This window comes from Pseudoalteromonas sp. CH_XMU1449-3 (assembly GCF_037027245.1).
In the GTDB taxonomy this organism is placed as follows: domain Bacteria; phylum Pseudomonadota; class Gammaproteobacteria; order Enterobacterales; family Alteromonadaceae; genus Pseudoalteromonas; species Pseudoalteromonas shioyasakiensis.
In genome coordinates, this window is sequence record NZ_JAYMDY010000012.1 from 115673 (window position 1) to 135310 (window position 19638).

Below are 19638 nucleotides of genomic sequence, written 5' to 3' on the forward strand. Positions count from 1 at the left end.
CTGCTAAACAGATAAATTAAAAGTAACGGGACCATCGTTACATAGGCTTACTTGCATATCAGCACCAAATTGCCCGGTAGCCACTGTTAAGCCTGCTTTTTTAGCCTCTGCAATAAAATACTCATAGAGTGTATTGGCTTGTTCTGGCGTGCCAGCACTTGAAAAGCTTGGACGCATACCCTTTTTAGTGTCGGCTGCTAAGGTAAACTGCGAAACCACTAAAAGCTCACCTTTGATATCATTCAAACTTAAATTCATCTTTCCTTGTTCATCGGTAAAAATGCGGTAATTGCTGACTTTGTGTAAAAGCTTCAGGGCGCTTTGCTCGGTGTCCTGTTTTTCAACACCTAATAGCAGCAAAATACCTTGTGAAATTTCACCAACCACTTCGCCTGCCACTTCTACTTTTGCTTGTTTTACTCTTTGAATTAAGCCTTGCATTGATCCCTCGATAACTTGATATACATTAAATCTGCGGCACGTCGCATTGCCGCCAAATATACCTGATTATCACTGCTGTGCCCAATGCCATCTAAAATCAATAATTGTGCATTTAACTTTTCAGCAAGCTGCTGTACGGCACTATATCGACAGATCAAATCGGCGCGGCCATGAATAAACCAAATAGGTAAATGAGTCAGTAGATGGGCATTTTCTGCGATAAAGCCTTCTTCAATGAAGCAGTGATGACGAAAATAATGCACCATTAACTTTGCTTGATTTAACCCGACATGGGGCTCCTGTAAACTCCAGTTTGTTAACGGCTCACCATGACATAGTACCTGCTCCCAATGACACCATAACTTGGCAAATTTACTGGCTTTAATTTGATCGTCACTGTTTAGCTGTTGCTGATAAAAATCGAGTAACGCATGCCAATCAGTGTAATCATGTGCAAATTCATTAAAGCACTCAGGGTAAAAATGTGCACCGGCTCCTTTTGTTGTGTAAAGCCACTCGAAGTCACTGTTACATGCTAAAAAGCTAGCCCTTAAAATAAGCCCTGCAACATGCTCTTGGTGATGAATAGCGTAGACAAGTGCCAAAGTGGCACCCCACGATTCGCCGCACACCAGCCATTTTTCAATACCCAGTTGCTGGCGTAAATACTCGAGATCGGCGACTAATTCTGAGGTTGTATTGGTTGAACTATCATGCGGGGTTGAGTGACCACAGCCACGCTGGCTGAACATGATCACCCGAAAACGTTCTAAGTCGAAAAAGCGGCAGTTTTCAGGGCATAGACCCGCACCAGGCCCGCCATGGCATAACACCACAGCAATCCCAGTAGACGCACCATATTCTTGCACATGGATTTGATGACCATCGCCAACACTCAAGTGATAATCACGGTTGGCAACATATTGTGGATGTAACTGCACCTCGCTCTCCTTAGGTGCAGTGAATTTAAACCTCTATATCAGGCGTGTCCTCGATATTCTCAGGGCTGATACATACAGTAAATTCTGCACCGAGTAATACGACAATCCACGACAAATACACCCATACAAATAAAATAGGGATTGTCGCCAACGCCCCATAAATAACTTCGTATGATGGGAAGTGGCTGATGTACAAAGCAAAGCCTTTTTTTGTCAGCTCAAACAACATAGCTGCAAACAAAGCGCCCGGAATTGCCGCTCTAAATGGAACTCGTGTGTTAGGAACTAAAGTATAGAGCATAATGAAGCCAATCATTGAAATTATGTAAGGTAATAATTTCAATAAAAAGCCGCTAAAGCCGGGGATACCTTGATCGGCAAACGACACTAACGATACGATGTATGAAGTAACACCAATACTAGCCCCTAATAACACAGGGCCCAGACTAAGCACCATCCAATAAACGGCAAACGAAATCATCATTGGGCGCTTTTTCTTAATACGCCAAATTCGATTTAATGTAGCATCGACATTGCGAATAAGTAACAAAGATACCGCCGCTAAAAAACCCACACCAACGGCAGTCATTTTATTCGCATTACCGGCAAAAGCGCTGATATGCTCTTTAATTACATCTGTAGAGGTCGGCACAAGGTTAGTAAACAAGAAGTTTTCTATGGTCACTAACGTGCTTTCGAATCCTGGAAAAGCAGAAAAAATAGCAACACCAACCGCCACTAAAGGCACGATTGATAATAAGGTTACATAAGCCAAATAACCCGCATTGACAGTGATTTGATCGTCAATACAGCGATTGAGATACTGCATCCACCAAGTAGGTTGTTGCTTTAAAAAAGTGCTTAATTGCAACTTATATCGACTGAGCTTCTCATCCATAGAATCTAATTTCTGCTAAAATGTTTTGATAATCATAGCAATCCACCACATAATTTGAAATGAAAGGTACCTAAAAAGGATTCTCAATGAAAAAACTGACACTTTTAAGTGCACCACTATTTGCAGTAACAATGGCATTATCAGGCTGTCAGTCAGCTTACTACTCAGCCATGGAGTCTGTCGGTGTGCATAAACGCGACATTTTAGTAGACCGCGTAGAAGAAACAAAAGAAGCACAGCAAGAGTCACAAGAAGAGTTTCAATCAGCATTAGACAGATTAACCACGCTTATCAATTTTGATGGTGGTGAACTACAAGATGCCTACAATCAACTGAATGATGATTACGAGTCGAGCTTAGCGGCAGCAAACGACGTAACAAGCAATATCAATAAAGTAGAAGATGTAGCTGAAGCACTATTTGATGAATGGGCCGATGAGCTAGAGCAATACAAAAGCGCCTCTCTTAAACGTGAAAGCAGCAAAAAGCTCAATGCAACTAAGCGCCAATTTGATCAACTACTTCGCTCAATGCGTAGTGCAGAAAGCAAAATGGAGCCAGTATTATCATCACTTCATGATAATGTTTTGTACTTAAAACATAATCTAAACGCACAAGCTGTAACTGCTATCAAAGGTGAGTTCACAAGCCTAAAACGCGATATAAAAGTGTTAATGGACGACATGAACAAATCAATTGAAGACTCTAATAAGTTCATTGAGCAAATGAACAAAGCGGGCTAATCAGCTCAAGCTATTAATAACAAAAGCCTACTTATAACGTAGGCTTTTTTATGTAACCTCTTGTTACTTTTTAATGATTTATCTTAAATTTTATTTTGCTAAACTCACGGCAAAGAATAAAAAGTAAGCATGGTATGCATTTAAAAACTCTCTCAGCACTTATTGCAGTAGCACTTTTAAGTGCATGCAGTAATTCAAACACTGTTAATATTATTGCCGGTGAAGGCACTATCACTCCGTTAAAAACCGAGGGTGAGTACGAAGGTCGCTACCACAACCTTTATCCGGGTGATAAAGAATACCCAACAACCTGCACTGACAATTGCTATGAAGCGTCAGAACTGCTCGTGTGCGACGACAGCAGCTCACAATGCGAGTTTCACGCAGAACAAAATGTGCCTGCAATCAATTCAGGTTTTACGGTGCGCTGGTTAGGTCATGCTGGGTTTTATATTCAATCACCAAATGGTGAGCAGCTGTTGTTTGACCCTGTTAAAGATCAGTTTGATTCACCGGTAGACTTTGCCTTTAAGCTTGCTGGGGGCATTTATCGCAAACCTGGTTTTTGGCCATCACAAGCTGAACTTAATGGCTTAGATGCAGTAATGTACTCACACATTCACTATGACCATTTTAACAAGGCGGATATAGAAGAGATTGGCAATCCCCCCCGCTACTTAGTGCCATTAGGGTTTGCAGATAACTTCCCGACGGGTGGCTTTAATATTTCAGAAATGGCGTGGTACGCAAGTACACAAATTAATGATTTAACGATTCATGCGCTGCCAGCTCATCATTTTAGCAGTCGTATAATGGTGCCTTTCATTTACGACGACCACAATAAAGATTTATGGAATGGTTGGTTACTTGAGCAAAACGGTAAAACCTTGTTTTTTGCTGGTGATACCGGTTACTCAAAACACTTCCAAGATATTAATCAAAAATACGGCGAGATTGATGTATGTTTAATGCCTATCGCTTCTTATTACCATGAAGAAAACGGTAAGTGGTATCGCTATGTTCATACAACGCCAGAAGACAGCTTAAACGCCGCAGAGGAGCTAAGTTGTAAAGTAATGATCCCATGGGGTTATGGCAACTCAAGCTGGCAAATGGGTGACCATTCAAGCCACTCTGCATTATTAAGATTACTACATATGCAAAAACAGATGAACAGCCAAGTCCCTCTTTACATATTGAATGAAGGTGAGCAAGTGTCACTGTAGTGACACTTACAAGCCCTACATAGTATGTTTGAGCAATGAGTCCCGTAAAGCCAACATAAGTTTATGGGCGCTTCCTGCCGACATGGCTAATGGATTAAATTCACTGGTACCTGAGTATTTAAGGTTAATAGGGGTCACTTGTTTAGTGTAAGGAATGTAACCCATAGACCAATTTTCAAACTCTCTTTCATAAATTTCACAATAGTTCAGCATAATTATATTGCAATGACGTTTGTCATTAAGAATACGATGATAAGTTTCATTCACCGCTTTTCGTGATCCCTCAAGGCATTGCATAAAGTGAGAACTATTAAAACAAAGTAGCCCAGTTACATTACTTTCTGCATTATTCTGCTTAGCTTTCTCGAGAATATCTTCGATGTCATTGGGCCCAAACCCATCGCTAATTTCACTTGTGTAAATCAGTCTAACTAAATACATCTTACTCTCCTGCAAGTTGGATTTAGAAAAGATAGTACAGATGGGGGAGTTAGTAAAAAGTTGCGAGTGGTTAGTGGTTAGTGGTTAGTGGTTAGTGGTTAGAACAAAGTAAAATACATTTCCTCAACAACAAGATTGTTTGTTTAATTACATAAAAAATAACCCCCCTCTCGATCAACTGATATCTGACTTCTGAAATCTAACTTCTCGATTTTTTACGGCTGACGGCTAACGGCTAACGGCTAACGGCTAACGGCTAATCATTACAACAAAAAACCGCCGTATTTTTCAATACGGCGGTTTTAATTTTGTGAAACTAAAAGACCTTATTAGTCTTTAGCTTGACGGCTCGCACGCTTACGCTCACTTTCAGTTAAGTGACGCTTACGAATACGGATGTTCTCAGGTGTCACTTCCACTAACTCGTCATCATCGATGAACTCAATCGCTTGTTCAAGCGTGTAGTTTAGTGGTGGAACAAGCGTTTGTGCTTCATCTGTACCAGATGCACGAACGTTTGTAAGTTGCTTACCTTTAAGCGCGTTTACTGTTAGGTCGTTGTCACGGCTGTGGATACCGATAACCATACCTTCGTAAACTTCAACACCGTGACCGATGAATAACTTACCACGGTCTTGTAAGTTGAATAATGCGTTAGTAAGTGCTTTACCTGTTGCGTTTGCAATCATTACACCATTCTTACGAGCACCGATAGTACCGCCTTTATGAGGACCGTAGTGATCGAATGTGTGGTAAAGAAGACCAGAACCAGACGTTAATGTCATGAATTCAGTTTGGAAACCAATTAAGCCACGGCTTGGGATCATAAAGTCCATACGTACACGGCCTTTACCATCTGGAGACATGTCTGTTAGTTCACCCTTACGAAGACCAATTTGTTCCATGATAGAACCTTGGTGCTCTTCTTGACAGTCGATTGTAAGTGTTTCGTATGGCTCTTCTTTTTGACCATCAACTTCACGAAGGATTACTTGTGGACGAGATACAGCAAGCTCGTAACCTTCACGACGCATGTTCTCGATTAAGATACCTAAGTGTAACTCACCACGACCAGAAACACGGAAGCTATCTGGGTTGTCAGTTTCTTCAACACGTAATGCAACGTTGTGAACAAGCTCAGCTTGTAAACGCTCAAGGATGTTACGTGAAGTTACGAATTTACCTTCTTTACCAGCAAATGGTGATGTGTTTACAGAGAACGTCATTGTTACTGTAGGCTCATCAACGCTTAGCGGTGGTAATGCTTCAACGGTATTTACATCACAGATAGTGTCTGAGATTTTCAACTCACCAAGACCTGTGATTGCAATGATGTCACCTGCGCCTGCAGATTCTGCTTCATGACGCTCAAGACCTAAGTAGCTCATTACTTGGCCAACTTTACCGTTACGCTTAGTACCGTCTGCGCTTACAACAGTAACCTGTTGGTTAGGACGAACAGTACCACGCTTGATACGACCTACACCAATAACACCGATGTATGAGTTGTAGTCAAGCTGAGAAATTTGCATTTGGAAAGCACCTTCAGGATCTGCATCCGGTGGAGATACTTCGTCAACGATCATCTGGAACATTGGTTCCATGTTATCTGATGGCTCGTCTAAATCCATTGTTGCCCAGCCGTTGATAGCTGATGCATAGATTACTTTAAAGTCTAACTGTTCGTCAGTTGCACCTAGGTTATCGAATAAATCGAAAACTTGGTCCATAACCCAGTCAGGACGTGCACCAGGCTTGTCGATTTTGTTGATTACAACAATCGGCGTTAAACCTTGTGCGAATGCTTTTTGCGTTACGAAACGCGTTTGCGGCATTGGACCTTCTTGAGCATCAACAAGTAGTAATACTGAGTCAGCCATCGAAAGTACGCGTTCTACTTCACCACCGAAGTCGGCGTGTCCTGGGGTGTCTACGATATTGATATGGTAGTCGTTCCAAGAGATAGCTGTGTTCTTAGCTAAAATGGTAATACCACGCTCTTTCTCAATGTCGTTTGAGTCCATTACGCGCTCTTCGTTACCGCCGCGCGTTTCTAATGTGCCTGATTGCTCAAGCAGTTTATCAACCAAAGTTGTTTTACCGTGGTCAACGTGGGCGATAATCGCTATATTTCTTAACTTTTCGATGCTCATATTTTTTCTCAGAGAAATTGAATCTCATTGATCCTGCAAGATCTACGCACTCACCTGCGTTTTCACCAGATGTCCCAGCATAGGATTTAAAAGGGCGCATATTATCCCTTAATAATGGCATGGATGAAAGTTTATCCAATATAAATTTATAAACTTTCTTCAGGCTTTTTATAAGTATCTGTTTTATAAATGACAAATTTATGAAAATTAAAGTGAATCTTAGCTCAAAACTGGCGAAATTTTCGTTTTTGAACCATATTTTGGCACTAAATCGTGTTCATAACAGAAAAATTGGCACGCTCAATAATTGTGCAAAACAAGGTCGCACTTTTTACGCACCAGAATGATCTTTTTACGCACCAACTTAGTGCAATAGAAGTTAACAAAACAAAGCCTTGTTTGTTTTTTGTAAGTCTAAACAAGGTGTTAAAAAAATGGCACGAAACCAGCTTATATAAGCGAAAAGCAATAATGCAGCAAAAAATAAAACCCAACAATTGGAGGACACATGTCACAATCGGTTTTAGATTTTATCAAAGAAAATGACGTTAAGTTCATTGATTTACGCTTTACTGATACCAAAGGTAAAGAACAGCATGTTTCTATTCCTCATCATCAAATTGATGAAGATTTCTTCGAAGACGGCAAAATGTTTGACGGTTCTTCAATTGCTGGCTGGAAAGGTATCAACGAATCAGACATGGTACTTATGCCTGTTCCTGAGTCTGCGAAAATGGACCCATTTTCTGAAGAAGCTACACTAATCGTACGTTGTGACGTAGTTGAGCCTTCAACACTTCAAGGTTATGAGCGTGATCCACGTTCTGTTGCAAAACGCGCTGAAGAGTACATGCGCTCTACTGGTATTGCTGACACTGTATTATTCGGTCCAGAGCCAGAGTTCTTCCTTTTTGATGACGTTAAATACAAATCAGACATGTCTGGTTCTATGTACAAAATCGATTCTGTAGAAGCTGCTTGGAACTCAGATAAAGATTACGAAGGTGGCAACATGGGTCACCGTCCAGGTGTTAAAGGCGGTTACTTCCCGTGTTCACCTGTTGATTCATCACATGACTGGCGTTCAGCGACTTGTTTAGTTCTTGAAGAACTAGGTCAAGTAGTAGAAGCTCACCACCACGAAGTAGCAACTGCAGGTCAAAATGAGATCGCAACTCGCTTCAATACAATGGTATTAAAAGCTGACGAAATCCAAGAGATGAAATATGTTATCCATAACATGGCTCACCTTTACGGAAAAACAGCGACATTCATGCCTAAGCCTATCGTAGGTGATAACGGTTCTGGTATGCACTGTCACCAATCTCTAGGTAAAGATGGCGTAAACATCTTCGCTGGTGACAAATATGCAGGTCTATCTGAAGAAGCACTTTACTACATCGGTGGTATCATCAAGCACGCTAAAGCAATCAACGCATTCGCTAACGCGTCAACTAACTCATACAAGCGTCTAGTACCAGGTTTCGAGGCACCAGTAATGCTTGCATACTCTGCACGTAACCGTTCTGCTTCAATCCGTATCCCAGTGGTGCCTTCTGCAAAAGCACGTCGTATCGAAGTACGTTTCCCTGATCCAACAGCTAACCCATACTTAGCATTCTCTGCAATGCTTATGGCTGGCCTAGACGGTATCAAAAACAAGATCCACCCTGGCGATGCAATGGACAAAGACTTATACGATCTACCTGCTGAAGAAGCAGCTGAGATCCCACAAGTTGCATCTTCTTTATCTGAAGCACTAGCATCATTAGACGCTGACCGTGAGTTCTTAACTCAAGGTGGCGTATTCACTGATGACCTAATCGATGCATACATCGCGCTTAAAGGTCAAGAAGTTGAAAAACTTAACATGACAACTCACCCAGTTGAGTTCGAAATGTACTACAGCGTGTAACACACGCTGTACCAGAATTATCTGAAAGATAATAAATGTGTGTTCTCAAGCCCGCTCTGCGGGCTTTTTTAATGGTAATTGAGCGGGTTCTACTCTACAGTTTTATTTAGATTAAAAAATGCAGGGTTGCAGGGTGAAAAGCACAACTTTATTGGTACTATCGCTGATTTTTATAAGCTTTTTTGGCTATAGCGCAGCGCAGAAAGTGTATTCTTGGAAAGATAAAAACGGCGTTTTAGTATTTTCTGATACACCGCGCCCTGGCGCTACCGAAGTAAAGATGAATACCCAAAACCTGACCATGCCAGCTACCGACACCAGCATACTTGATAGCGCACCAAGTGCGACACCTGTCAAATTTAAAGTCAGTATTGCTTCTCCTGCTAATGAAGCGACCGTGCGAGAAAATACCGGTTCAGTGTATGTCACTGCTCGAATTAGCCCACGCTTTGAAAACGGATTTAAAGTACAACTTTTATTTGATGGTTCTGCCCATGGTGCACCAAGTAATAGCACGACCTTTGCACTAAGAGAGGTCGAGCGTGGAGAACACACATTACAAGCTAAACTTTATGATGCTAATAATAAACTCGTTTCGGTTAGCCCAGTCAGCACCTTTTTCATGCACAGAACCTCAATTTATGGCGGAAACTAAGGTTTTTGACATGACTTCTCGCAAAGTAAAAAGAGTATGCTAAGCTGCACTAAATTGAAACGCACTAAAATGGTGCAACCATGCTCAGTGAAACACATTTTAACTCTGAACTGCTCGACAGTATTTGGAAAAATTTAAGTACTGCTGTCATTTTACTCGACCGAGATTTTAAACTGGTTTATGCAAACGATAGCGCCAGTGAGCTTTTAGGTTTAGGGCCCAAGCGCATTATCAACCAACCGTTCGATAACCTATTCAATTACCACTCGATAGACTTAAAACGCATTGCTCAGTATTCGTTGTTCGATGGTGTTGATTGCCACCAGCATAGAGCTGACGTGGTTTTCGTCGATTCACGCCATGCCAAACTGACTATTAGCACGCGCCGAATAAGCAGCCATGATGAAAATTATATTTTGTTTGAATGCCGCCAAATGGATGATGAAATACGCCACGATCAAGCTTCGAATCAAATGCATCAATATCAAGCAGCACGTAACCTAATTCGTGGTTTAGCACACGAAATTAAAAATCCTTTAGGTGGAATTCGCGGAGCGGCGCAATTATTGCAGTATGAGGTTGATCAGCAAGAACGTGATCAATGTGCCGAATTAATCATTGAACAAGCAGACCGTTTACGCGAGCTTGTAGACCGCTTACTTGGTCCGAATCAATTGCCACATAAATCCTATGGCAACATTCACCAAGCGTTAGAGTCAGTGATTAAACTGAGCATGTTAGATAACAATGCCAATATCACTTTAGTGAAAGACTATGATCCAAGTATACCGAGTGTGTACATTGACCAAAGTAAAATTCAACAAGTGGTACTGAACATTATTCGTAATGCACAACAGGCACTGGTTGATGGTGGCGAGATAAGAATAAAAACCCGCATCAATCATCAACACAGGCGCCCAGGTAAGGCGCCGAAAAAAACCTTGCTGATCCAAATTTCGGATAACGGCCCAGGTATAGACAAGAGCTTACGTGAAACCTTGTTCTACCCAATGATCACCAACAAAGAAAATGGATCAGGGCTTGGTTTATCGATAGCGCAAACCTTGGTTGACCAACATGACGGCCACATTGATTGTGACAGTTGGCCAGGCCATACAGAATTTAATATCTATTTGCCTTTTACGGATTAATGGTTTTTTGGAGTAGTCATGAAAACAGTCTGGTTAGTTGATGATGATGCCTCAATTCGCTTTGTACTAGAGAAAGCGTTGGCACGTGCAGGATTTGAAACTGAAAGCTATGCGAACGCACAAGATGTGCTTAATGCATTAAAGTTTAGCCAGCCAACGGTATTAGTATCTGATGTACGAATGCCGGGTATGGACGGCATGGCGTTACTTGAGACTATTGCTGAGCAAAACCCTGGCCTGCCAGTGATCATCATGACCGCTCACTCAGACTTAGACTCGGCGGTGAATGCCTTCCAAAAAGGGGCATTTGAGTATCTCGCTAAACCGTTCGATTTAGATGAAGCTGTCGCGCTGGTTGAAAGCGCATGCCGTGCTAATTCAACGAAAAAAACTAAACGTAAGCAAGCACCACAAACCAATGCGCATATCATAGGCGAAGCGCCTGCTATGCAAGAGGTGTTTAGGGCAATTGGTAAATTATCAGCATCAAGTATGAGCGTGCTGATTAATGGTGAGTCAGGGACAGGTAAAGAGCTAGTTGCAAGTGCCCTGCATAACCACAGCCCTCGTAAAGAAAACCAATTTATAGCTTTGAATATGGCTGCCATTCCAAAAGAATTGGTCGAGTCAGAGTTATTCGGTCACGAAAAAGGCGCGTTCACTGGAGCCGACAGTATTCGTAAAGGCCGTTTTGAACAAGCGAATGGCGGCACCTTATTTTTAGATGAAATAGGTGATATGCCGCTCGATGTACAAACGCGTTTATTACGCGTGTTAGCCGATGGTGAGTTTTACCGTGTTGGTGGTCATCAAAGTATTAAAGTTGATGTACGTATTATCGCTGCAACGCACCAAAACCTCGAAGACTTGGTAAAACAAGGTAAGTTTCGTGACGACTTATTCCATCGCTTAAACGTGGTGCGTTTACGCTTACCCGCGCTACGTGAGCGTACTGAAGATATTGAACGACTAGCACAGCACTTTTTACATAAAAGCGCCAAAGAGCTGCAGGTTGAAAGCAAAATTTTAAGCCCTAAAGCTACTGAGCAACTGCGCTTATTCAATTGGCCAGGTAACGTGCGCCAATTAGAGAATACTTGCCGCTGGTTAACGGTTATGGCACCGGGTGAACTGATCAGCGAGCAAGATTTACCACCAGAGATTGTTGCTGTTGCACCGACTGAGCAAGAAGGTGATTGGCTGGATGCATTTCAACAATGGCTTAACCTTGAACTTAAACAAGGCAAAGAAAATATTTGGCCTGCCATTCAAGCACAACTCGAAACTCGTTTGATTAAAACCGCCCTTGCCAACTGTGCTGGCCACAAGCAAGAAGCCGCAGTGAAGATTGGTTGGGGCCGCAATACATTGACCCGCAAGCTAAAAGAGCGCAATATTAGCTAATTTCGCGCTATACCTATGTGAGTCAATGAAGTTAATCGAGCACATTCCACTAATTAAACAAATGGAAATTATTAACAGATTGTCGTTCTTTAGAGAGTTTACTCTCAGTGAACGACAAGTGTTATTAGAGTCATTCAGTCATTTATATTTGGTCAAACAAGGCCGGGCTGTTTTTAAACAATACGATGCTGATAAACGGCTTTATATCGTGCTAAGCGGATCACTGATGGTATTCAAACAAAGTCATTTACTCGAACTTGGTACCATTGAGCCCGGTGAATTTATCGGTGAAGGTGCTTTTATCAATAACCGAGAGCACAGTACCAGCGCACGCGCTAGAGTCGATACCATTTTGTTAGCTATTTCCCCTGAAGCACTCACCCGCTTACCCAATGTGATCCGTGAGAAAATTAAAGATCGCATCATCGAAGGCATGAGTGAGCGTATTACTAAGCTTAGTAATTACCTTGAGTCGCGAAGCTAGTCCATATACACAATTTGTAATGAGCAATTTAACCAACTTGGGCTATTAACACGTGCCGTGTAACGGTAAGTATCTGATGGTTTCATACCAAAAGGAGTGCTCACTTCTGGCGTTAAATGACTGTATGTTTGCGAATAATTTTTATAATAAATGACTAGGTAGCCATATAAATAATCCCAATCTAGGGAGACTTTTCTACCACTTGTAAGGGTAAAGTGCGCCTGCTTATCATTAAATGTAACTGCAAGATCATTATACTTGTCTTCAACGCATCCAGTGGTGAGTACACGAGCCGGCATAGTAAAACTGGTGGTGATATTTTTAGCTCTTAAGTAAAAGCCAATATTGCCATGATTGTAAAAGTGATTGGCATCTGTGGTGTACTTAATTTCAGCTTGATAACCCAGTCCCTGCATAATTTCAGCTAGTTGCTCGGCTTCATGAGTGAGAATTTTATCGCTCGATAGCATTAAGGTTGCATCAGTAAACTCTCTTGGTACAGGAAGCTGGGTATATTCATAGGGTAAGCTTTGTTTATCTAATGCTTGCTCTAATGATTGCAACTGCGACTGTTCAAGGTTTTCTGTGTATACGTAGACTGTAGCTTGCTGACAACCTGCCAAAATTAAAAATATGGCTGCTGAAATTATCCTTTTCATGTTCTTTCTCACTTTGGATTACAAATGTAGTCTAAAGTGAGAAAAACAATAAATCAATTAATTAAGATGTTTTTTTAGCCAACTATTAACACTTTGACGGGTATATAGAATATCTTTAAATAAACGGTGAGTTTGATGCTGAAGCAGCTTTTCTTTGTTTGTTTCACCTGAACTTAACTGGCTATGGTTATCATTAAAGCGCGAAATTAACGCAAAACCTTGTTCTGATTTTTCAGGCTGAGACTTAATTGTTTGCGTTAACAAAGCTCGCACATCATCTGCAGCAAGCAATGACGAATCTTGCAAACCCATTAACTCTTTTCTTAGCGCTGATCTTACGCCCATTACAACTTCTCCTGAACGAATAAAAAATGAAACGGACATGCATTTAGCAATTTGTACACCAATTCCAAACGCGCGCAGTGTACCCAGTAAATACTGCAGTTTTTTTACTGTTTATAAAAATGTCAGATTATTTATTGCTGCAAATTTTAACCGCTTGAAGAGCTTAAAAATTTAATCTTGGTTCAATTGAGTGCTAGGCTTTATAATGGCTGCGATTGAATTAAGAGAGACCAACATGAACGAAAATTTCATCGAAATTGAACTAGAAGAAGAGCCAATAGAGTTATGTAACTTGCTAAAAGTGCTCGACCTAGTCGAAACAGGCGGCCAAGCAAAAGCCTTAATTGGTGAAGGTTATGTTGGGGTTAACTATGAAATTTGTACAATAAAACGGAAAAAATTATACAGTGGTGACGTATTGGCATTCGATGGTGAGTTGTTCCAACTGACACTAAGCGAAGATGCAACACCAAATCCTCGCCCACCGGAACCTGTACAAAAAGCACAACCACAAAGCGCTGAAGAAGCGCCAAAAAAATCAAAGCGTAAACGTACTAAAAAGCCAAAAGTAGACGAAAAAACCGGTCGCCGCCCTATCTCGTTTGGTTAACTAGAGCTTGCTTAGTTAGCATAAATCACCTTTAATTGAATGCGATTATAACAACAATAAAAGGTGATTTATGAACCCTCCAGCTTGGCTCAAGCCGCTTGCTTGGGCAGCCCTTGTATGGAATCTTTTAGGTGTCATTGCGTTCGTAATGCAACTGTTGATCACACCCGAAATGATTAACCAACTCCCCGAAGCACAACAAGCCGCATACCGCGACATACCGCTCTGGTCAACGACTGCCTTTGCGATAGCCGTGTTTGCAGCAAGCTTCGCGAGCATCTTATTACTGGCAAAAAAAGCCCTTGCGCGCGAGTTATTTTTAATCTCGTTTATCGCCGTATTAGTCCAGCAATATTATAATTTTGTGGTGATAGATAGCCTTGCTATGTTTGGTACTAGCGCATTAGCAATGCCATTGTGTGTTATCGTTATTGGTTTACTATTACTGTTTATTAGTCATAAAGGTAAACAACATAACTGGCTTAACTAAAAACACTTATTTCTGAGGGTAGTTTAAAGTGACTACCCTTTTTATCTGCCTCCTTCCCTTGAAATAAATCACATCAGCAGCAACTATATTAGGTAGCATATTTTTTCATCAGCTAGATGAATTTCTCAGCTGGTATTAAGTTTGCAACAACACTGTGTCTATTTCGAAAAGGAAACAACAAAGCAAGCCAAATTGCTTGCTCAAACCACAGGGGCAAATAATGAATAACAGTTTTGATACCCAAAAACAGCTTACGATTAATGGTGAGCAATATCATATTCACTCTTTACAAGGTTTAGGCGACAAAGCAAAACGTCTGCCATTCTCTCTAAAAATCTTACTTGAAAACCTGTTGCGCAATGAAGATGGCGTTAATATTAAAAAGCAAGATATCGATGCTTTACTAAACTGGGACCCTCAAGCGAAACCATCAGCAGAAGTAGCGTTTACGCCTGCTCGCGTTGTAATGCAAGATTTTACCGGCGTACCCGCCATTGTCGATTTAGCCGCGATGCGTGATGCCATGGAAAAACTTGGCGGCGATCCTGCAAAAATTAATCCGCTGTCACCTGCTGAGCTTGTTATTGACCACTCAGTGCAAGTTGACGGCTACGGTGAAGATGGCTCATTCGACTTAAATGCGAAACTTGAATATGAGCGTAACAAAGAGCGTTACGAATTTTTACGCTGGGGGCAAACTGCCTTCGATAACTTGAAAGTCGTGCCACCAGCAACCGGCATCGTACACCAAGTTAACTTAGAATATTTAGCCCGCGTGGTATTTAACGATAGTAAAAATGGTAAATCACTCGCCTACCCAGATACCCTAGTCGGAACCGATTCGCACACTACCATGATAAATGGTCTTGGGGTATTAGGCTGGGGTGTGGGTGGTATTGAAGCCGAAGCCGCAATGCTTGGTCAACCAATCAGCTTACTTATTCCACAGGTCGTTGGCTTTAAGCTCAATGGTCGCCTGCCAGAAGGCACAACTGCAACAGACTTGGTACTAACCGTAACAGAAATGCTGCGTAACCATGGCGTAGTGGGTAAATTTGTTGAGTTTTATGGTGATGGTCTTGCTGATTTACCGCTTGCAGACCGTGCAACTATCGCAAACATGGCGCCTGAGTATGGTGCAACCTGCGGTATTTTCCCAATTGATGATGAAACCATTAACTACCTACGTTTAACAAACCGCGATGACAAGCAACTTAAACTCATCGAGGACTATGCTAAGCACCAAGGCTTATGGCGTAACCCTGGCGATGAAGCTCACTACACAGATACGCTTGAATTATCACTTGATGATGTCGTGCCAAGCCTTGCCGGACCTAAACGTCCGCAAGATAGAATTGCCCTTGATAAAGCAGGTAGCATTATTGGTGAGCACTTAAAAGGCTTTCAAGAAGAACGTATGCAACATCGCGATAAAAGCGATGTTCAAGAGGCGCGCATTGAAGATGAAGGCCCAACCACCAACCCTGATGAGCCAGTAAACGAAGCACAGTTTATGGGCGCAGCTAAGGTTAACTTTAAAGGCGAAGAGTTTGAGCTTAATGATGGCGCTTGTGTCATTGCTGCAATTACAAGTTGTACAAACACGTCAAACCCAAGTGTTATTTTAGCTGCTGGCCTAGTGGCTAAAAAAGCCAAACAATTAGGATTAAAGGTTAAGCCATGGGTTAAAACCTCACTTGCTCCAGGCTCACAAGTGGTGACTGATTACTTGAAAAAAGCCGACTTAATGGATGACTTAGATGCCTTAGGCTTTAACCTTGTCGGTTATGGTTGTACAACCTGTATCGGTAACTCAGGCCCACTAGCTGATGAAATCACCGATGCAATTCAAAAGCATAAACTGGTTGTAAGCTCTATCTTATCGGGTAACCGTAACTTTGAAGGGCGTATTCACCAAGATGTGAAAATGAACTTCTTAGCGTCACCACCCCTTGTGGTTGCATACGCAATTGCGGGTCGTACAGATATCGACGTTTACAATGAGCCGCTTGCGCAAGACCCTAATGGTAATGACATTTATCTAAAAAATATCTGGCCAAGTGTTAGTGAAGTAAACGAGCTCGTCCGCGAAACTGTAACCAAAGAAATGTTCGCATCAAGTTATGGCAATGTGTATCAAGGTGATGATCGTTGGCAGAAAATTCAAATTCCTGATGGCAAACTTTATGATTGGGATGATGCGTCAACCTACATCAAAAAAGCACCTTTCTTTGATGGCATGGAGATTGAGCCTCCTGGTATTCCGAGCATTAGTGGTGCGCGCTGTTTAGCAAAATTAGGTGACTCAGTTACCACTGACCACATCTCGCCAGCAGGTGCGATTAAAGCGGATGCCCCAGCAGGTCTTTACTTGCAAGAACACGGCGTGCAAAAAGCACAATTTAACTCGTATGGTTCGCGTCGTGGTAACCACGAAGTAATGATGCGCGGTACCTTTGCGAATGTGCGTTTACGTAATCTATTAGCACCGGGGACCGAAGGTGGTGTGACCCGCATGCAACCAAGCGATGAGCTCGCCAGTATTTATGATGCAGCGATGCAATACCAGCAAGATGGCACGCCTCTGATTATTTTAGCGGGCGCCGAATATGGCACAGGCTCATCACGCGACTGGGCTGCTAAAGGTTCACTTTTACTTGGTGTTAAAGCCGTTATTGCACAAAGCTATGAGCGTATTCACCGTTCAAACCTGATTGGTATGGGTGTTTTACCCCTACAATTTAAAGAAGGTGAAAGCTATGAGTCACTGGGTCTAACCGGCCAAGAGTCATTCGACTTTGAAGGCTTATACGACAAAACCAATGAAGTCAGTGTGATTGCCACTAGCAGTGAAGGCAAACAAATTAGCTTTAGTGTTGATGTGCGTATAGATACCCCTAAAGAGTGGGATTACTACAAACATGGCGGTATTTTACAGTATGTATTGCGTAATATGCTGGCTGAGCAGTAATTGCTTTTAAGTTAACTAAGGGGCTGAATTTTCAGCCCCTTTTTTTGTTTAAAACACCAGTAATACCAATCCGCAATAATACTTAATCATTTTGAGGGATTAAACCTGTCGCTACCTGCGTTAAAAATTTCTGATTTAGAACAAACTAAATAACGAAATTTTTGCCTTGTTATCAACGAGGTTTTATTGCCTCAAAATAGACCACTTAATTAAGCGAATTGGTATAAATTGCAGTTTAGACCAACACACTTATTTACAAAAAATGAAAAGCACATAAAAATCAGCATGTTAAAATTGGACCATAGTTTGCAAATGCTAACCAGATAACAATCACAATAATTTTGGAATCCATATGACTATTGCATCATTCAAACGCGCAATTTGCGCAACGGCCATTTCATCAAGTTTATTATTAACGGGCTGTGTTATTCATGTCTCTCCGGGTCAAATCGCAGAACAAAAACAACAAGACTTAAGCATTTCTGCTGCCAATATAAACGAGCTAAAAATCGATGCCGAAGCCGGTTCACTGATCATCAAAGGCGACAATAACGCCACGGCTATCACAGTGAATGCTAATATCTATGCGGCTAAAGGCGATGAGACTTATACACTAACCCTCGAAAAGCACGGCGACACCGCAGAGCTTATCAGTAAGCTCAATAATGGTAGCTTATCGTTTTACAGTGGCTCATCACCTCATATTGATTTAATCGTCTCTGTGCCTAGTACCCTTAACTTGGATATCGATGATGACTCAGGTGATATCGTGATACGTGCAATGCAAAACGATATCAGCATTGATGATGACTCAGGATCAATTGTGATCGAAGGTGGTCGCACTATTAATATTGATGATGACTCGGGGGATATTCGCATTAGCAATGTCAGCGGCAATATCAGCATTGATGACGATTCTGGCTCAATTATGATAGACCAAGGGCAAGGGCGTATTGATATTGAAGATGACTCTGGTGATATCCGCATCGAAAACAGCCAAGGCCCTGCACGTATTATTGATGAATCAGGTAGTATCAGCATTAAAACATTGGCTGGTGCGCTTACTATCGAAGATGGCTCTGGTGATATAGATGTAAGACAAATCAAAGGGCTGGTTACCATTACCGATGGCTCTGGCAGCATTTATGTGGATGACACACTCGGCCTGACAATTATCGAAGCGGGTTCAGGTGATTTAAGTATCGATAACATCAACGGCCCAGTAAAGTTGGACAAATAACCGACAATTGCTTGATTTAGAACAATCCTATTAATGACAACAGCACCTACACTTTAATTAAGGCTAAAGTGAGGTGCTTGTATGACCGAACAAACTATCATTCGAATCTTAAAAACCTTTATTATTTTAGGTATTTGCCTAATTATATTGGGGCATTCTTTATTAGCTGGTAATTACTTAAGTGATAGTATGGGTATACATGGCATTATGATCAGCGCAGCGTGTATTGCCGTTGGTGTGCTATTCTCTTTGCCTACCAAAATTTATCTCACTATTTTACTGATGAAAATGGAAAGTGACCTCAAAGCACAGAACAAACAGAGCTAATTTCCACCTTGCTCTTTAAGCTGCTGTTCAAGTTGCTTGTTACGTTGCTCCATAAGCTGTTTTACTTGCTCAGCGTCTTGCATCATCTTTTGTACATTTTTAGGGTCGTATACGCCAAGCGTTGAAGATGTTTCGTCAGTTTTAACGGTTGCTGGTTGCTCTTCATCAGCTTGAAATGTCTCTGCGGGTAACACTGTTATGTCGTTAGGATCTAAACTTACCGCAGTACTTACGTAATTAGGGTGAGGGGTATCAGCATAGTGCCACTGACCATGTTCATCTTGCCATTTATACACGACGACAGATGAATTTGCGTCTTTGCTCAAGCTCAACTTCTCAGTGAGCTTTTTTGCTTGGCTGGTAAGTGTATCGGCACTTTGCGAAGCAAAATCACTCACATCGCCACTTACTTTGTCTGAGTAACGCTCGAACATGCTCAGCTCTAGGTAAGGTTTACCGTCTGGCTTTTTAATGTAAAACAGTAGCGCAACACTGGTTAGTAGCAGCATAACGGCAAGGTAACAAAAACGCTTAATCATTCGAT

At 41.7% G+C, this 19638-nt stretch carries 20 protein-coding genes; 12 read left to right on the forward strand and 8 right to left on the reverse strand.

The window, feature by feature from the left end; genetic code table 11:
- Positions 1-3: 3 nt before the first annotated feature.
- Genes dtd through WA256_RS15305 form a run of 3 tightly spaced genes read right to left on the reverse strand, consistent with a single transcriptional unit; the run spans position 4 to position 2280 of the window.
- Positions 4-441, reverse strand: coding sequence for a D-aminoacyl-tRNA deacylase (dtd, locus tag WA256_RS15295; protein ID WP_252950669.1), 438 nt, complete (start codon positions 439-441; stop codon positions 4-6).
- Positions 429-1382, reverse strand: coding sequence for an alpha/beta fold hydrolase (locus WA256_RS15300; protein ID WP_335992571.1), 954 nt, complete (start codon positions 1380-1382; stop codon positions 429-431). Before WA256_RS15300 ends, dtd begins: the two co-directional genes overlap by 13 nt.
- Before the next feature lie 25 nt (positions 1383-1407).
- Positions 1408-2280: a virulence factor BrkB family protein gene (locus tag WA256_RS15305; RefSeq protein ID WP_054563457.1), complete on the reverse strand. Its 873-nt coding sequence runs from the start codon at positions 2278-2280 to the stop codon at positions 1408-1410.
- Between the two features lie 86 nt (positions 2281-2366).
- Here WA256_RS15305 and WA256_RS15310 point away from each other — a divergent pair, with 86 nt between their 5' ends.
- A complete protein-coding gene (locus WA256_RS15310; protein WP_054563456.1) occupies positions 2367-3023 on the forward strand; it encodes a DUF2959 domain-containing protein in 657 nt (218 codons plus the stop codon).
- A gap of 134 nt (positions 3024-3157) precedes the next feature.
- The gene (locus WA256_RS15315; RefSeq protein WP_335992572.1) at positions 3158-4249 is read left to right on the forward strand and encodes an MBL fold metallo-hydrolase; all 1092 of its coding nucleotides are present in this window, start codon (positions 3158-3160) and stop codon (positions 4247-4249) included.
- Positions 4250-4264: 15 nt separating this feature from the next.
- Here WA256_RS15315 and WA256_RS15320 read toward each other — a convergent pair whose 3' ends face one another.
- Positions 4265-4690 carry a BLUF domain-containing protein gene (locus tag WA256_RS15320; protein WP_335992573.1) on the reverse strand — a complete coding sequence of 142 codons (426 nt, stop codon included), beginning with the start codon at positions 4688-4690 and terminating at the stop codon, positions 4265-4267.
- 329 nt (positions 4691-5019) lie between these two features.
- Complete coding sequence (typA, locus tag WA256_RS15325) at positions 5020-6843, reverse strand: translational GTPase TypA (protein WP_269408544.1); 1824 nt, start codon at positions 6841-6843, stop codon at positions 5020-5022.
- Positions 6844-7351: 508 nt separating this feature from the next.
- Here typA and glnA point away from each other — a divergent pair.
- From glnA to WA256_RS15350, 5 genes are all read left to right on the forward strand, one after another.
- Positions 7352-8758: a glutamate--ammonia ligase gene (glnA, locus tag WA256_RS15330; protein ID WP_062566669.1), complete on the forward strand. Its 1407-nt coding sequence runs from the start codon at positions 7352-7354 to the stop codon at positions 8756-8758.
- A 133-nt stretch (positions 8759-8891) separates the two neighbouring features.
- Complete coding sequence (locus WA256_RS15335; RefSeq protein WP_239963931.1) at positions 8892-9413, forward strand: DUF4124 domain-containing protein; 522 nt, start codon at positions 8892-8894, stop codon at positions 9411-9413.
- An 80-nt stretch (positions 9414-9493) separates the two neighbouring features.
- Complete coding sequence (glnL, locus tag WA256_RS15340; protein WP_062566671.1) at positions 9494-10564, forward strand: nitrogen regulation protein NR(II); 1071 nt, start codon at positions 9494-9496, stop codon at positions 10562-10564.
- 18 nt (positions 10565-10582) lie between these two features.
- On the forward strand, positions 10583-11968 hold the full coding sequence (gene ntrC, locus WA256_RS15345) for a nitrogen regulation protein NR(I) (RefSeq protein WP_062566672.1): 1386 nt from the start codon (positions 10583-10585) through the stop codon (positions 11966-11968).
- Positions 11969-11993: 25 nt separating this feature from the next.
- A complete protein-coding gene (locus WA256_RS15350; protein ID WP_054563446.1) occupies positions 11994-12452 on the forward strand; it encodes a cyclic nucleotide-binding domain-containing protein in 459 nt (152 codons plus the stop codon).
- Here WA256_RS15350 and WA256_RS15355 read toward each other — a convergent pair.
- Both WA256_RS15355 and WA256_RS15360 read right to left on the reverse strand, forming a co-directional pair.
- Positions 12449-13111 carry a hypothetical protein gene (locus tag WA256_RS15355; protein WP_269408543.1) on the reverse strand — a complete coding sequence of 221 codons (663 nt, stop codon included), beginning with the start codon at positions 13109-13111 and terminating at the stop codon, positions 12449-12451. The genes WA256_RS15350 and WA256_RS15355 overlap by 4 nt on opposite strands.
- Positions 13112-13168: 57 nt before the next feature.
- Positions 13169-13456 carry a hypothetical protein gene (locus tag WA256_RS15360; protein ID WP_062566674.1) on the reverse strand — a complete coding sequence of 96 codons (288 nt, stop codon included), beginning with the start codon at positions 13454-13456 and terminating at the stop codon, positions 13169-13171.
- A gap of 235 nt (positions 13457-13691) precedes the next feature.
- Between WA256_RS15360 and WA256_RS15365 the strand changes: the two genes are divergently transcribed.
- The 5 genes from WA256_RS15365 to WA256_RS15385 all read left to right on the forward strand — a co-directional run bounded on the left by WA256_RS15365 (position 13692) and on the right by WA256_RS15385 (position 19094).
- The gene (locus WA256_RS15365) at positions 13692-14066 is read left to right on the forward strand and encodes an RNA-binding S4 domain-containing protein (protein ID WP_250660362.1); all 375 of its coding nucleotides are present in this window, start codon (positions 13692-13694) and stop codon (positions 14064-14066) included.
- 70 nt (positions 14067-14136) lie between these two features.
- Positions 14137-14556 carry a hypothetical protein gene (locus WA256_RS15370; protein ID WP_250659713.1) on the forward strand — a complete coding sequence of 140 codons (420 nt, stop codon included), beginning with the start codon at positions 14137-14139 and terminating at the stop codon, positions 14554-14556.
- Between the two features lie 220 nt (positions 14557-14776).
- Positions 14777-17527 carry an aconitate hydratase AcnA gene (gene acnA / locus WA256_RS15375; RefSeq protein WP_335992574.1) on the forward strand — a complete coding sequence of 917 codons (2751 nt, stop codon included), beginning with the start codon at positions 14777-14779 and terminating at the stop codon, positions 17525-17527.
- Between the two features lie 352 nt (positions 17528-17879).
- Positions 17880-18767, forward strand: a complete 888-nt coding sequence (locus tag WA256_RS15380; protein WP_130167795.1) for a hypothetical protein — start codon at positions 17880-17882, stop codon at positions 18765-18767.
- Positions 18768-18848: 81 nt separating this feature from the next.
- On the forward strand, positions 18849-19094 hold the full coding sequence (locus WA256_RS15385; protein ID WP_130167794.1) for a hypothetical protein: 246 nt from the start codon (positions 18849-18851) through the stop codon (positions 19092-19094).
- Here the strand turns inward: WA256_RS15385 and WA256_RS15390 are convergent.
- Positions 19091-19633: a DUF4124 domain-containing protein gene (locus tag WA256_RS15390; protein WP_062566678.1), complete on the reverse strand. Its 543-nt coding sequence runs from the start codon at positions 19631-19633 to the stop codon at positions 19091-19093. The genes WA256_RS15385 and WA256_RS15390 overlap by 4 nt on opposite strands.
- Positions 19634-19638: the final 5 nt, after the last annotated feature.

Excerpts from the sequence above, each read along its gene's own strand:
- ntrC (WP_062566672.1), top strand. The coding sequence starts at position 10,583 with ATGAAAACAGTCTGGTTAGTTGATGATGATGCCTCAATTCGCTTTGTA.
- glnA (WP_062566669.1), top strand. The coding sequence starts at position 7,352 with ATGTCACAATCGGTTTTAGATTTTATCAAAGAAAATGACGTTAAGTTC.
- WA256_RS15380 (WP_130167795.1), top strand. The coding sequence starts at position 17,880 with ATGACTATTGCATCATTCAAACGCGCAATTTGCGCAACGGCCATTTCA.
- WA256_RS15305 (WP_054563457.1), bottom strand. The coding sequence starts at position 2,280 with ATGGATGAGAAGCTCAGTCGATATAAGTTGCAATTAAGCACTTTTTTA.
- WA256_RS15390 (WP_062566678.1), bottom strand. The coding sequence starts at position 19,633 with ATGATTAAGCGTTTTTGTTACCTTGCCGTTATGCTGCTACTAACCAGT.
- WA256_RS15355 (WP_269408543.1), bottom strand. The coding sequence starts at position 13,111 with ATGAAAAGGATAATTTCAGCAGCCATATTTTTAATTTTGGCAGGTTGT.
- dtd (WP_252950669.1), bottom strand. The coding sequence starts at position 441 with ATGCAAGGCTTAATTCAAAGAGTAAAACAAGCAAAAGTAGAAGTGGCA.
- typA (WP_269408544.1), bottom strand. The coding sequence starts at position 6,843 with ATGAGCATCGAAAAGTTAAGAAATATAGCGATTATCGCCCACGTTGAC.
- acnA (WP_335992574.1), top strand. The coding sequence starts at position 14,777 with ATGAATAACAGTTTTGATACCCAAAAACAGCTTACGATTAATGGTGAG.
- WA256_RS15350 (WP_054563446.1), top strand. The coding sequence starts at position 11,994 with ATGAAGTTAATCGAGCACATTCCACTAATTAAACAAATGGAAATTATT.
- WA256_RS15310 (WP_054563456.1), top strand. The coding sequence starts at position 2,367 with ATGAAAAAACTGACACTTTTAAGTGCACCACTATTTGCAGTAACAATG.
- glnL (WP_062566671.1), top strand. The coding sequence starts at position 9,494 with ATGCTCAGTGAAACACATTTTAACTCTGAACTGCTCGACAGTATTTGG.
- WA256_RS15360 (WP_062566674.1), bottom strand. The coding sequence starts at position 13,456 with ATGGGCGTAAGATCAGCGCTAAGAAAAGAGTTAATGGGTTTGCAAGAT.
- WA256_RS15315 (WP_335992572.1), top strand. The coding sequence starts at position 3,158 with ATGCATTTAAAAACTCTCTCAGCACTTATTGCAGTAGCACTTTTAAGT.
- WA256_RS15370 (WP_250659713.1), top strand. The coding sequence starts at position 14,137 with ATGAACCCTCCAGCTTGGCTCAAGCCGCTTGCTTGGGCAGCCCTTGTA.
- WA256_RS15320 (WP_335992573.1), bottom strand. The coding sequence starts at position 4,690 with ATGTATTTAGTTAGACTGATTTACACAAGTGAAATTAGCGATGGGTTT.
- WA256_RS15385 (WP_130167794.1), top strand. The coding sequence starts at position 18,849 with ATGACCGAACAAACTATCATTCGAATCTTAAAAACCTTTATTATTTTA.
- WA256_RS15365 (WP_250660362.1), top strand. The coding sequence starts at position 13,692 with ATGAACGAAAATTTCATCGAAATTGAACTAGAAGAAGAGCCAATAGAG.